The organism is Chitinophaga filiformis, from assembly GCF_900102545.1.
Lineage (GTDB): Bacteria > Bacteroidota > Bacteroidia > Chitinophagales > Chitinophagaceae > Chitinophaga > Chitinophaga filiformis.
Window position 1 is genome coordinate 39,494 of the sequence record NZ_FNBN01000004.1, and the last position, 12,153, is coordinate 51,646.

Annotated in this window: 14 protein-coding genes and 1 tRNA gene; 6 read left to right on the forward strand and 9 right to left on the reverse strand. The window is 44.5% G+C overall.

Features of this window, described 5'->3' with window-relative positions; all coding sequences use genetic code 11:
• Window positions 1-3 precede the first annotated feature (3 nt).
• Window positions 4-525, forward strand: coding sequence for a hypothetical protein (locus tag BLR32_RS17915; RefSeq protein WP_089834228.1), 522 nt, complete (start codon window positions 4-6; stop codon window positions 523-525).
• Here the strand turns inward: BLR32_RS17915 and BLR32_RS17920 are convergent, their stop codons facing one another.
• The 3 genes from BLR32_RS17920 to BLR32_RS17925 form a co-directional block, all read right to left on the reverse strand.
• Window positions 526-987, reverse strand: a complete 462-nt coding sequence (locus BLR32_RS17920; RefSeq protein WP_218124214.1) for a DUF4185 domain-containing protein — start codon at window positions 985-987, stop codon at window positions 526-528. It abuts the gene before it with no gap.
• The gene (locus tag BLR32_RS33800; RefSeq protein ID WP_143011513.1) at window positions 971-1,150 is read right to left on the reverse strand and encodes a hypothetical protein; all 180 of its coding nucleotides are present in this window, start codon (window positions 1,148-1,150) and stop codon (window positions 971-973) included. Before BLR32_RS33800 ends, BLR32_RS17920 begins: the two co-directional genes overlap by 17 nt.
• Window positions 1,151-1,307: 157 nt before the next feature.
• A complete protein-coding gene (locus BLR32_RS17925) occupies window positions 1,308-2,084 on the reverse strand; it encodes a type 1 glutamine amidotransferase domain-containing protein (RefSeq protein WP_089834230.1) in 777 nt (258 codons plus the stop codon).
• 124 nt (window positions 2,085-2,208) lie between these two features.
• Here BLR32_RS17925 and BLR32_RS17930 point away from each other — a divergent pair, with 124 nt between their 5' ends.
• Together BLR32_RS17930 and BLR32_RS17940 are read left to right on the forward strand one after the other, a co-directional pair.
• On the forward strand, window positions 2,209-2,772 hold the full coding sequence (locus tag BLR32_RS17930; RefSeq protein ID WP_089834231.1) for a Crp/Fnr family transcriptional regulator: 564 nt from the start codon (window positions 2,209-2,211) through the stop codon (window positions 2,770-2,772).
• A 285-nt stretch (window positions 2,773-3,057) separates the two neighbouring features.
• Window positions 3,058-3,831: a glycoside hydrolase family 16 protein gene (locus BLR32_RS17940; protein WP_089834233.1), complete on the forward strand. Its 774-nt coding sequence runs from the start codon at window positions 3,058-3,060 to the stop codon at window positions 3,829-3,831.
• 175 nt (window positions 3,832-4,006) lie between these two features.
• Here the strand turns inward: BLR32_RS17940 and BLR32_RS17945 are convergent, their stop codons facing one another.
• Window positions 4,007-4,873, reverse strand: coding sequence for a helix-turn-helix domain-containing protein (locus BLR32_RS17945; RefSeq protein WP_089834234.1), 867 nt, complete (start codon window positions 4,871-4,873; stop codon window positions 4,007-4,009).
• Window positions 4,874-5,218: 345 nt separating this feature from the next.
• A complete protein-coding gene (locus BLR32_RS17950) occupies window positions 5,219-5,422 on the reverse strand; it encodes a hypothetical protein (protein ID WP_089834235.1) in 204 nt (67 codons plus the stop codon).
• A 198-nt stretch (window positions 5,423-5,620) separates the two neighbouring features.
• Between BLR32_RS17950 and BLR32_RS17955 the strand changes: the two genes are divergently transcribed.
• On the forward strand, window positions 5,621-6,025 hold the full coding sequence (locus BLR32_RS17955; RefSeq protein ID WP_089834236.1) for a response regulator: 405 nt from the start codon (window positions 5,621-5,623) through the stop codon (window positions 6,023-6,025).
• Between the two features lie 4 nt (window positions 6,026-6,029).
• Here BLR32_RS17955 and BLR32_RS17960 read toward each other — a convergent pair whose 3' ends face one another.
• Window positions 6,030-7,637, reverse strand: a complete 1,608-nt coding sequence (locus tag BLR32_RS17960; protein WP_089834237.1) for a PAS domain S-box protein — start codon at window positions 7,635-7,637, stop codon at window positions 6,030-6,032.
• 148 nt (window positions 7,638-7,785) lie between these two features.
• Between BLR32_RS17960 and BLR32_RS17965 the strand changes: the two genes are divergently transcribed.
• Window positions 7,786-8,628, forward strand: a complete 843-nt coding sequence (locus BLR32_RS17965) for a dienelactone hydrolase family protein (RefSeq protein ID WP_089834238.1) — start codon at window positions 7,786-7,788, stop codon at window positions 8,626-8,628.
• Window positions 8,629-8,707: 79 nt separating this feature from the next.
• On the opposite strand, the gene BLR32_RS17970 is transcribed toward BLR32_RS17965, so the two are convergent.
• Together BLR32_RS17970 and BLR32_RS17975 are read right to left on the reverse strand one after the other, a co-directional pair.
• Window positions 8,708-10,006, reverse strand: a complete 1,299-nt coding sequence (locus BLR32_RS17970) for a hypothetical protein (RefSeq protein WP_143011514.1) — start codon at window positions 10,004-10,006, stop codon at window positions 8,708-8,710.
• A 521-nt stretch (window positions 10,007-10,527) separates the two neighbouring features.
• Window positions 10,528-10,914, reverse strand: coding sequence for a response regulator (locus tag BLR32_RS17975; RefSeq protein WP_089834240.1), 387 nt, complete (start codon window positions 10,912-10,914; stop codon window positions 10,528-10,530).
• Between the two features lie 100 nt (window positions 10,915-11,014).
• On the opposite strand from BLR32_RS17975, the gene BLR32_RS17980 reads away from it, so the two are divergent.
• Window positions 11,015-11,089: transfer RNA gene (locus BLR32_RS17980), tRNA-Glu, on the forward strand.
• Between the two features lie 75 nt (window positions 11,090-11,164).
• Here the strand turns inward: BLR32_RS17980 and BLR32_RS17985 are convergent.
• Window positions 11,165-12,145 carry a winged helix-turn-helix domain-containing protein gene (locus BLR32_RS17985; protein WP_218124215.1) on the reverse strand — a complete coding sequence of 327 codons (981 nt, stop codon included), beginning with the start codon at window positions 12,143-12,145 and terminating at the stop codon, window positions 11,165-11,167.
• Window positions 12,146-12,153 lie beyond the last annotated feature (8 nt).

Sequence of the window (12,153 nt, forward strand, 5' to 3'; positions counted from 1 at the left end):
AGTATGAACACAACTATCCCCCTGTACCTGCTGCTAGCCTATGGCATCTCTACCCCGTGCTTTCTTGTAATGGCTGTCTTTAACTCCCATTTAAGAAAAATAAGGCCCCGGTATTTATCTACTGCCAATATCATTGCCGCTCTTGCTGCGCTTCTGATGATTATATTACTGGTCATTGATCTTCGCAACGCCCGGCGAATCAACGCTGACGATAGTTTTTACCAATACCGTAGTGCCACTATCCTCCCAATCATCCTTTTCCTGTCGGCAGCCTGCCTGTTAACGCTTTCGCGGAAACTGCGACGCAATGTGCTCTTTACATTGGTACTGATCGCGATTTACTGCATTTGTATCTTTAAAGACGCTGTATACGTCTTTTTCACAGGCTTTTCCCGGGATTACCTGCCTTCCAGCTGGTCCTACTATTATAGCGCCTATGACTTATACATCCTCATCTATGCAGCGGTTTATTTAGCCATCTGCTATTTTATTGCTGCTAAACCGGTATCCAGGAGTAGAAGGTAATCAAAGACCGATCTTCACATACGGTACCCTTATTCCCTTCACCCGATAGTAATAAGGATCCAGATAATCTCCCTCACAGGACTCCAGCCTACATGCCGAAAAATTCAGGCAATAGGTTAACAGTAGCTCATTCCTGCCATTGTCTGATTCCGGATGAATAACAGGCGTATAATATCGTGTATATTGACCTTTAAAATATTCCTTTATCGTATACACCAGCGTTTGCGCTGAAAACGGTCCTGTCGGAGAACTGGCAGTAGCGATGTATATATTCCTGGCTGTATCACAGTCAAAGCCCTGATCCATAGTCATCAGGATATATTTACCATTCAGGTAGGCAACACTCACAGTTCCCCTGCCATCTGCGATTTTAGCAGCACTGCCGAAACTGGGACTGCTGCCCCATGCGCTGCCATTATAGTATTCCCATTGCAGTGGATTGCTCTCACGGAATCGGGCCACATGTACATAACTGGCATAATGGATTTCCGCTCACTTCCATGTACTTGCTGCTCTTTACATTTCTGAGCGTAACAGTAATATAGTCCGGAAGCGCTTGCATTTTTGCCATTGCCAGGTGCAGGTTACAAAATAAGATGGATAGTAATACAATGAGTGTTTTCATGATACGTGGCATTTTGAGTAGGGTTAATTGTATAACAATATATAAAACAAAAGCCATCATTTCTGATGACTTTTTGTATACACACAATTCTAAACAAGAATTCCTTATTGTGCAATAACAACCTTCCCCCTACGCTGCGTTGACTCAGCGAAAGCGCTTATTTGGAATTAAGCGTAGCCAGCAACTTTTCAACGGTGATCTGTGATGAAGCCGGATTCTCACCTGTGATCAGCAAACCATCCTGCACTGCAAAAGGAGTCCATTTTTCAGCTGCCTTCTGATAGTTGGCGCCACGACCTCTCAGCATGTCTTCCAGCAGGAAAGCGCCTTTTGCACCTGTTTGTCCTGCTACTTCCTCGTCGTTAGAATAACCTGTCACAGTTTTACCTTTGATCAGGTATTCGCCATCTTTGGTCTTCACATTTTTCAGCGCTGCAGCAGAATGACATACAAATGCAGTTGGCTTCTGCTGTTCAACGAATGACTGGATCAATGCAATAGACGCTGCATTATCAGGCATATCCCAGGTTGGTCCATGGCCACCGGAATAGAATACTGCATCATAATCCTTCGCCTTTACAGTGTTAAGTTTAACCGTATTATTAAGCTTACGCTGCGTTTCCGGATCATTCAATGCCCTTTTTGAAATAGGCGCGATCAACTGTTCACTGATGCTTGCAGGATCGATAGGTGTCTTTCCTCCTTTTGGAGAAGCCACTGTTACCTCTACACCGTGCTCTATCAGATAATAATAAGGAGCAGCAAATTCTTCCATCCAGAGACCTGTCTTAATATCCGCGCTCACCGTTTCAAAAGAAGTAACCACGATCAGTACCTTCTTCGCTTTTTTAGTTTGTGCGCTTGCTGTCATACCGGAAAAAGCCAATGCTAATAAAGCCATAAATGCTGCCACATATTTGATCTTCGTTCTCATATATTTGTTTTTTTGACAAAGCTAGACCCATACAGGCCCTCAGCCAAGGACCTGGCTCACGCATTTGATGTGATGTAGATCACACCATATTTTTTGTTAAGTTTGAGGCATTTAAGAGATCTGTATGCATCTTGCACTTAGAAAACACTTTGAGGAATTAGTCAAACTGACCGATGCAGAATATGAGCGTATCGCCCCCTGTTACCATCTCAGGAAATTTAAAAAACACTCTATCATCCTTCAACCCGGAGATATTGTCAACCATGAATATTTTGTCTTAAAAGGATTACTAAAGACCTTTACCATTGACGACAGCGGGAAAGAACACATCCTGCAGTTCTCTATGGAGAACTGGTGGGTGTCTGATTACATGGCACTACATACCGGCGGAAAATCGTCCTTTATTATCCAGTGCCTGGAAGATGTAGAACTGCTATATATCTCATACGACGACAGACAGCGCTTATGCGATGAGCTGCATCAGTTCGAGCGTTTCTGCAGATTAAAGATCACTTCTGGATTTGTCAGCATGCAGAAAAGAGTGATGGCATTGATGAAGAATGATGCTCAATCCAGGTATCAGCAATTACTGGAGCAATACCCGTCCCTCTTCCAGCGCGTACCGAAAGCCCTTATTGCCGCATACTTAGGTGTTTCAAGAGAGACACTGAGCAGGTTACATGTCTAACTATTACAGGTAATTCCTTCCCATACCGGATTAGAGAGACTAATAACTGGTTCAACCTGCAGAAATTAAAAACCAGCAGTTAACAATCAGGAAATAGCACAAACTTATCGTGTATACCAATCCCGGGCTGCCAGCTCCGGGTTTCTCCATTCCTAACCCATTGTAAATGAGCACTCATCATTTTTCTGAAAAAAAAGTTCCCTTCCGCATCAAAGTATCCCTCCCTTCCAGCTGTCATTATACTGGCTAGCCAAAATTTTTGATCCTTCAAGTAAACCATTATTTATGCAAAAACTCACAATCATCATTGCGGCACTAGCCATTTTTACCAGCTGCAGCAAAGAAGCTGCCACGACAACAGATACCCCTTCAACAAACACCAGCGCGGATGGCGGAGCACGTAAAGCAGCTACTACCATCAATTTCAGCGGTTATACATGGGAAGTAAGAGACCAGGGATCTTCCGGTCCCGGCCCTAACTACTGGAGTTCCAGTAATGTGTGGGTAGACAGTGAAGGTCACCTGCATCTGAAGATCAGGAAAGATGCCGCTACCGGCAGATGGTTATGTGCTGAAGTAACTTCTCTGCAAAACTTCGGATACGGTTCTTATATTTGGAAAGTAGAAGGCGCTGTAGATAAATTGGATAAAAACATCGTACTGGGTCTGTTCAACTATAAAGCAGGTGACGACGGACATCATGAAGTAGATATCGAGTTTGCCCGTTGGGGAAACAATGCATGGCCAAACTACAATTATACCGTATACCCTGCTTCCGGCTCAGGCAGTGTATCACAAACCAACGAGCTGGCACTGAACGGGACTTATACGTCCTATAAATTTGTTCGTACCAGCACTTCAGTGTCTTACAAGGGCTACCACGGTCACGGCCTGGATGAAGCTAATTCCTTCTTTCCATGGACAACGCCGGCAGGCTTCAATGTAAGCACACTATCTTTACCGGTACATATGAACCTCTGGCTGTTTAACGGTAATGCTCCGTCTAATCAGCAGGAAGTTGAAATCATTATACACTCATTCACATTTACCGCTGCGTAAGTGTTGTAAGTCTTGTAATGGAGAGGGTTACGCCAGGAAGGTTTCTACCTTCCGGTTAACCCTTTTCTCATTTAAATACGCTCCATTTGCAGCCATTTATCAGCTGTTCCTGATACTTACTATGGTCTCCCTCTCAATCTACGAAATCACCACTCCGTTCAAGCTGCATAAGCCATCAGGCTATTTTGCTTATATCCTCACAATGCCGGTTACGGAACCGGGATACATTACACCCTGTCTTTAATTTAAAAAACCTGCTGAAATGAGCGGGACTCTCGAAGCCAAGGCTATACCCTATTTCCTTGGCTGATTTGTCGGTATAATACAGGTATCTTTTAGCCTCCAGTATGATCCTGTTATGTATAAGGGTAGAAGGCGAAGGGCAATTGCAGATCCGGAAAACATTGGTCAGCGTTTTGGGTGATTTATTCATAGCCTCTGCGTAAAACATCACTTCATGTTCCTTTCTGAAATTGATCTCCAGCAACAGGTTAAACTGCCTGATGATGTCCATTTTATCTTCTGTGACCCGCTGGTAACACTCCGTCTGCTTCCTGGCGATCCTCGTTATATTGATAATAACGCGTTTTAACAGGGTACGTAGCATTTCTCCCTGCATACTGTCGCTTAGCTGCATGTCTTCCAGAAACAACTGTTCAATAGTAGTCAGACTATGCATCTCGGCTGAAGTAAGTGGGATAAACATGGGGTGCTTGATGCCGTAAAAGATAAATCCTACACAGCTGACTTCCGCGTCGTGATCCATAATACAATAAAACTCCCGGTTGAATTGCCAGGCCAGTAATAATTCGGGGTTTTCAAAAACGAAATGCTGGTTAGCCACCAGTGGCAATACAGAATGAGTAGGCATGGTATACACTATTTCATCAATAGTGACCCTTTGCGCTTCCCCTTTGTTGATAACGAATGTATTGATCGTGCTCTTTTGCCCGTTCATTACACCTTCTCCTTTAAAAGAGTGATCATCCACTCTCATAACAAAGCGGCCCAGTGTTGATTTATCTGTAAATTCCAGTTGCATCCGTGAGGCATTTAATCACGGATCTAAAATCATATAATATAGTGGCACTGGAAATGTTTGGATTTCCCGGAGACTTATCTATTCTTCCCGGGGCATGAATCTAAGAGGATAAAAGAAAGGAGGCCCCACAACAGGGGCCTTCTTATAGTATTCGTCATTTAATGGTTACTTTCACGATATTGCTAATAGCCGGAAGCGTCGTGAAAGCATTGGGATTAGGAATTTCGCTGATTATAGATCGGGTTGTCAATGCCGTTGTACACCACTACCAGTACGGGCGACAATGGAGTGAAAATGCCGGTATTCTCTTTGACATAATTATACAGCTGAGAATTGTCTCCCGCCTCAGCCAGGCAGGATCACGGGTGGAGTTCCCTCTCCCTGATAAGTCCCTGACTCTACCAATGTTCTGGAATTCAATACATTTTCAACGGTGATTGTTCTCTTTTCTGTACCTTCCGGTGGATTATTATCATCATCCTTGTTACAGGCGATAAAGGTCAGCGGTAAAAGCACTGTAGCTATCCAGCCCAGACGTAGCGTATTCATTGTCATGGTATTCCTTTTTGTTTTAGGATAATCACAAATTTATACGCCTCAGAAGGGGCCAGGAATGACGGTCCTTCCCGAACAATTGACAATACCGCCCGGAGGGAAAAATTATAGGGCAAACAATCTATCTGTCACGGAAGTGCTTTATTTTAAAAAGAATATAATAAATTAAGCGCCGAAAACTGTTATAAGCATATGGAGAGCAAGGCTAAAATTATCTTTTTAGCAGACGATGATCCTGAAGACCAGGAAATTCTGAAAGACGCAATTTTAAGACTAGAACCAACAGCAGACATTCATTCTGTGGTGAATGGGCTACAAGCCGTTGAATACCTGCTTAACTGCCCGGACGCCAGCCTGCCGGAACTTCTCATCTTTGACTACAAAATGCCCATTTATAACGCAATAGAGGTATTGGAGAAAATCCGGGATGTACCCCGCCTGAAAGCTATTCCCAAGGTAGTATGGAGCACGTCCAATCAGCCTGAGCATGTCAGGAGCTGTAAGGAGAAAGGTGCCCTTCAGTATTTTGTAAAGCCCACTAAAATCGACGAGTTAAATAACATCGCCAGGCAAATGCTGGAAGCAGGTAAAAGCTGAGGCCTTATTCACAGGGGACATAGATATCAAACCTGGCGCCATGACCAGGATTACCATATGCCTTAATAAGGCCATGATGATTCAGTACGATCTTCTTACAGATAGCAAGCCCTATCCCGGAGCCTGTAACACCAGGTTGACTGTGTAATCGCTGGAAGAGTTCAAACAGCTTATCTGCATAATCAGATTCAAAACCGATTCCGTTATCAGCTATTGAGAACCTGTAATAACACAGCTCCGCAAAGCCCGCATTCCTGGCCTCAGGAGGCGCTGCTGTCTTTTCAGCACGAATGGTAATATGTAGCTGACGATCCGGATGCCGGTATTTCAGTGCATTCCCCAGCAGGTTGTCAAACAACTGGGCAAACTGGAAAGGAATAACACGCATAACCGGGAACTGGTCTACCTCAATGAGCACATTATTTTTCTCGATGATATCATGATGAGATGAGATTGCCTCACTGATCAGGACATTAAGGTCTGTCTCCACCATTTCCTGTGAGAAGGAAGACGCCTGGGAATAGGTCAGCAGATCATCAATAAGCCCACGCATCCTGGAAGCTGCACTGATAGACCGCGTCAGGTATTCACGGGCTTTATCCGGCAGTTGCAGACCGGAATTGTCGAAAATATAGTTATTGTAAAACTGGATCTTCCGCAGCGGCTCTTTCATATCATGTGCAGCTGCGTAGGCAAATTGTTCCAGTTCTTTATTTTGGAACTCCAGTTCATTTGCATACTGTCTGATCTTGTCTTCCCATAGTTTTTTCTCCGTCAGGTCGCGTGTTACTTTGGAGAAGCCGATGACATTATGTTCGGCATCATGCAATGCCGTTATAACAATACTTCCCCAGAAACGGCTACCGTCTTTGCGTACCCGCCAGCCTTCCTGCACAGCTTTCCCCGTCTCCTTTGCTTTTGCGATCATTGTTTCCGGAAGATGTCTCTCCCTGTCTTCCGGCAGATAAAACACACTGAAATGTTTCCCAACGATTTCTGATTCACGATAGCCCTTGATCTTTTCTGCGCCCTTATTCCAGTTCTGGATGATACCTGATTTGTCGAGCAACAGGATGGCATAGTCTTCCACCTCTTCTATCAACTTATGATGGCGCTCCTCACTCCTTTTCAGCTCTTCATTCAGTTGCGTGTAACGGGTAATGTGCTCGTCAATTTCACGCAGCGCAGCAGTAGTTCCCATCACTTCCTGAAAGCAATGAAGCACAGCAGTCGTCACTCCGGATTTATCCTTCAAAGGAAGAAGGGTCCCTTTGAGAAGGATCTTTGATTTATCAGGACGTTCCAGTATAACCTGCCAGTCATCGCAGGGGGTACCCTCTTTTATCAATGCTGCAAGCGTAGCTGCATCGTGCGATAAATAGATTCCCTCCACTGTGTAACACGGAGACGCCGCATCGTAAATATCCCCGGCCTGGATTACCGTTGGTCTTCTTCCCCATAATTTCGCGGCAGCTTCGTTGTAAAATATCATCTTGCCACTGGCATTGTATATACAGGCAGCTACAGGTAACAATTGCAGAATGTCCAGTTGTGATATTCCTGCATCAGTAAGAAAAGCGTTCGATATGGTTGTATTAAATCCACGGTCCATTCCTTGAAATTAGATAATAGTAAGCTAATTTTAATACGATTTATGAGAGTCATTATTTGATAAGCGGCTACCAGCCTAATCCGTATAATGTCTACCTTTGTCTGTTTTTTTTATATCTATCCAATATAACTAACTCAATAACTATCACATGAAATTCAACATTGCAACAATTATCGCGCCGGCGGTTGTAGCGCTCTGTATGACAGCCTGCAACAACCAGCCTAAAACATCAGAGCATGCGGCTGACAGCACTGTCGCACAACCGACCATTACAGAAGAAACTGTTGCTATCCAGGCAGATAGTGTAACAATGAACAGTATTGTTGCTTTCAGCGATGACACCACCGCTAAAAAACCGATCGTACTGATCGTTCCTGAATGGTGGGGATTGGACGATTATATCAAAGGCAGGGCTAAACAGCTTGCTGAACTTGGGTACCTGGCTATCGGCATAGACATATACGGAGGTAGCAAACACGCTGATAATCCTGATCAGGCAAAAGCGTATGCTACACCATTCTACACTAATCCACAGCTTGGTTTCAGCAGACTGCAGGCGGCGCTGGCGAAAGCCAAGACCTATCCGCAGGCAGATACCACCCGTATTGCAGCGATCGGTTATTGCTTCGGCGGTTCCATGGTGCTGAACGGTGCTAAACTGGGGCTTCCTGTAAACGGTGTTGTTAGTTTCCATGGCGGATTGCAGGGTGTACCTCCTGTAAAGGGCCTGACAAAAGCACAGATCCTGGTATGCCAGGGCGGAGCTGATCCTTTCGTACCTGCCCAGGATGTGGCTACATTCAGAAAGCAGCTGGACTCCCTGAACATTCCTTACACCTTCAAGGAATATGCAGGCGCTACCCATGCATTCACCAACCCAGCCTCTACTGCAAACGGCAAGAAATTCAACCTTCCTATCGCATACAACCCTGCAGCTGACACTGCATCCTGGAACGACATGCGTGCCTTCTTCGGTGTAATATTCAAGTAATATTCAGGCATATAAAATAAAAGGAGCGTCTCTGACAGGGACGCTCCTTTTATTTTATATTTTTATCCGTTCTGATGGTTTAATAGCCGTAACCTAATTTGTCAGAACGTCTTTCTCCCAATATTTTATAGTCCATTTTGTCCAGCGCTTCCACCACTTTGGTCCTGTCCTTATACAGTGACCTGTGTTGGAAATTAAAAATCCCCAGGCCTATATGAAAGAAAATGCCGCTGATGATAATGATCTGCAGTAATTTCATGACGAATGCCTTTTTTGATACCAGCCACTCATAACAATAGAAAGAATAGATCATGGGCAATGGCAACAGCATGCAGAAGGTATGTGAAGACGGCCCCTTGATCGAGAAAAAGAAGCTGGCAAACACCAGCAGGAAAGTAAATAAGTTCAGCCACCTCATTTTCTTCCACTCCTCATTATCTGTTTTGATGAAGTAAGAAAGAATGAACAGTCCCACTTGTGCAAATCCAACTATCAGCAGGAAAAACAGGAATGGCGTCACCCAGATCTGCTCCTTCATAAGTTGCCATTTCTCCTCAGAATTGCCTATTACATAGGGTATCTCGAAAGAAGCGAAAGACCAGTACCTCGTCAGGATGGTTACAATATTTTTGATATTCTCCCAGTTGAATACAACATTGGATCCTACCTTACCCGCTTCCGGATCAGGGTGCAGCCAGGTGGGGATTAAAGTCAGCGCCCCAATGATCAGTCCTGCCAGGTATACCATCACACGTACGGACGTACTCTTTATGCCTGCCAGGCGGTAAGAGAACAGCATCGCTACTCCGGCATATGGCAACAACAGTACCCAGGACAGGTGCAGCTGCATGATCATCGTCGTGGCGAGCCCCATTACAAAGAAAGCCAGCCCGGGAGGGATGAACTTGTCCTTGCTCATGGGTAACACCTCCAGCAGGCAGATAAAGAAAGGAATAGCAAGCGCCATTGTGTAGGAGGGGTTTACAACCCTGGTGGGATAGTACAGGGCCCAGGGAGTGATCATACACAACACCCAAACCATCCAGGCGGGAATGCCCTTTACCCGGCGGGTAATATAGTAAGCCAGTAATGACAGGCTGGCAAAAGATAAAATGTTCAGGATGAGGGTCGGCATCTCTGGTAGTTTCGCAATATAGAAACCGGCGCTAACCAGCAAGCCCTGTAAGGCCCCGGGGATCTGCGTATTGGTATACACGACATCCGGGCCATAGGTCGGCCAGGTACCGGTGGTGAAGGATTTTAATCCGATCAGGTAGATTTGTAATTCGTCAGGGAACCAGAATTCCGAGCACAATCCATAAATCACCCGGAATATAAAAAGAGCTATAAGAAGCAGAAATAGGTTCTTCCTATTCATAAGTAGTCGTTTGTTATTTGCGGCGGGCCAAATTACATAACTTTCTCAATTGTTCGACCCGGATTTACATGAAAGCCATTGTTTTATCCTGCTAAGGCATTGTTTTTCAAACGTCTCATATAAGTATTTATGCTCAGGCGACTTACCCATATAAGATTATTGACCACTATACAATCCTCTCTTAACTAACCACTAATACAATACATATTCCAGTATAGCCTTGTGAGGGCTCTACCATAGTGCATTCGGTGAGATAACCCATATATAACCCATATATAAGCCATATATGACCCATATATAACCCATATTTGAAAGATATGGGTTATATATGGGTTATATATGGTTTGAGGATGGTTTATCTATGAATTATAATAAACAAAGCACCGGCACCACACCCTGTTTCGAAGCAGGTACAAACACGAAAAAGCCATGACTGATCGTCATGGCTGAATGCAGTTAGTATATAAAGTGTTACCGGCCAACCTGGAGGGGCTGGTTAGTAGTGTGGCAGGCGGGATGATTTATTCCCCCAGTAAGAGGTCATACAGTTCTTTGGCCATTTTCTGATAGCCGGGAGCGTTGTCAGGTTTGATAAAGTGTTTTAAAGCGCCCATTTGCTGGCACTTCTGTTCCTCACTACCGCTATCGGAGGTAGAGTAGGTTACCACCGGAATTTCCCGGAAAGCATCACTTCTTTTAATGTAATAGAGCACATCATAGCCATGTCCTGCGGCTGACAGGATCACATCGGGGAACAGGATATCGGATTCCTCCATGATGTCTTTCAGGATCTTTCCATCTTCTGCCACCGCCACTACATTAAATAGCCCCGTATCAGCAAATGATTCCTGTATCAGGACCTTACCATTTGCGTCATTTTCTGCTATAAGTATGTTTAGTTTTCCCATAGTAGTACAAAGGTGGGGTATTCTCTGCTTTTTGAAAATATTTAAAAAAAATTTTGCTGTGTAAAGTATTTTACTACCTTTGCAATCCCAAACGGGAAAGGCCGCGTTGGTCAATCGGCTAAGACGCCTCCCTTTCACGGAGGAATGACGGGTTCGACTCCCGTACGCGGTACCAACGTAGTGAAAAGGAACATCGGATGATGTTCCTTTTTTCATTTGGTGCATTCTTCACTTATCGGCACCAGATGCGCTATGCCGCCCCTCTTTCATAACTAGTTTCGAGTCTATATCCTTTACCGCGTATAACAACAATGTTGATATTCGGATCAAATTCCAATTTCTTCCTAAGTTTTGATATGAACATATCCAGACTACGCCCCACAATAACCCCTTCATCCTCCCATATCTCTTTTTGCAGCCGGCTTCTCTCTATCGTCTCGTTAGGAGACAGGGCAAAGATGAGCAGCAGGCGCGTTTCAGTCCGGGTCAACTCTATAGACTTTTCACCTATTATCAGCTGCCGTTTCTCTGCATCAAACAAGACCGGGCCAAAAGTGAATTTCCGGGCACTTTGACTACTCTGACCATCTTCCTCAGTATCTATCAGTACCGGCGCACTATCGCTCTGACCAATAGTGGTCATATCACTGACGCTAGTTGTAATACGCTGAGGTTTAGCAGATTTAAAAAATACAAACCCGGCAAATGCTAAAAACGGCAGGCTGGCCAACAGATATCCAATCATTGCTTTATCTGTGCCGGTAGGTTTAAACTTAATGTTAATCATGTAACAGGCTCTGGGTTGTACTCTTCGTGAACATGTCACAATATTATTCCTTTCATCTCTTGATATAGCATATCCAAAAGCGACACTGGCGTTGCCACAGTTCAGAACGTTGACAACATAGTCACGTGTAAGCGGGTCCTGGGCCAACAAACGCCGGGTAGTATTCACCAGGGAATCAGGCTGAAAAGTAAACTCTTTCTCAAACCTGATCTGGTATTCATTTTCTGCAACCTTTTTTACCGGGAGCACCCTTGACGTACTGTCCCCCGACTGTAAGAGCAGCTCATGTCCGATCTTGCGGAGCAGGACCTCCTTTCTGGCGAGATAAAAATCGTCACTTCCCGTCATATTGAAAGCGAGGTAGACCACAAAAATCAACAGGAATGGGATTAAACCATACAGGTACTTACGTTTCCCAAAGAAACGATTTAGGCCGCCATGCATAACATTGG

Bases quoted from the DNA above. Each gene is read 5' to 3' on its own strand.
- BLR32_RS17925 (WP_089834230.1), bottom strand. From the start codon at position 2,084: ATGAGAACGAAGATCAAATATGTGGCAGCATTTATGGCTTTATTAGCA.
- BLR32_RS17960 (WP_089834237.1), bottom strand. From the start codon at position 7,637: ATGGACCGTGGATTTAATACAACCATATCGAACGCTTTTCTTACTGAT.
- BLR32_RS17950 (WP_089834235.1), bottom strand. From the start codon at position 5,422: ATGAATACGCTACGTCTGGGCTGGATAGCTACAGTGCTTTTACCGCTG.
- BLR32_RS17955 (WP_089834236.1), top strand. From the start codon at position 5,621: ATGGAGAGCAAGGCTAAAATTATCTTTTTAGCAGACGATGATCCTGAA.
- BLR32_RS17915 (WP_089834228.1), top strand. From the start codon at position 4: ATGAACACAACTATCCCCCTGTACCTGCTGCTAGCCTATGGCATCTCT.
- BLR32_RS17970 (WP_143011514.1), bottom strand. From the start codon at position 10,006: ATGAATAGGAAGAACCTATTTCTGCTTCTTATAGCTCTTTTTATATTC.
- BLR32_RS17965 (WP_089834238.1), top strand. From the start codon at position 7,786: ATGAAATTCAACATTGCAACAATTATCGCGCCGGCGGTTGTAGCGCTC.
- BLR32_RS17945 (WP_089834234.1), bottom strand. From the start codon at position 4,873: ATGCAACTGGAATTTACAGATAAATCAACACTGGGCCGCTTTGTTATG.
- BLR32_RS17985 (WP_218124215.1), bottom strand. From the start codon at position 12,145: ATGCATGGCGGCCTAAATCGTTTCTTTGGGAAACGTAAGTACCTGTAT.
- BLR32_RS33800 (WP_143011513.1), bottom strand. From the start codon at position 1,150: ATGAAAACACTCATTGTATTACTATCCATCTTATTTTGTAACCTGCAC.
- BLR32_RS17930 (WP_089834231.1), top strand. From the start codon at position 2,209: ATGCATCTTGCACTTAGAAAACACTTTGAGGAATTAGTCAAACTGACC.
- BLR32_RS17940 (WP_089834233.1), top strand. From the start codon at position 3,058: ATGCAAAAACTCACAATCATCATTGCGGCACTAGCCATTTTTACCAGC.
- BLR32_RS17975 (WP_089834240.1), bottom strand. From the start codon at position 10,914: ATGGGAAAACTAAACATACTTATAGCAGAAAATGACGCAAATGGTAAG.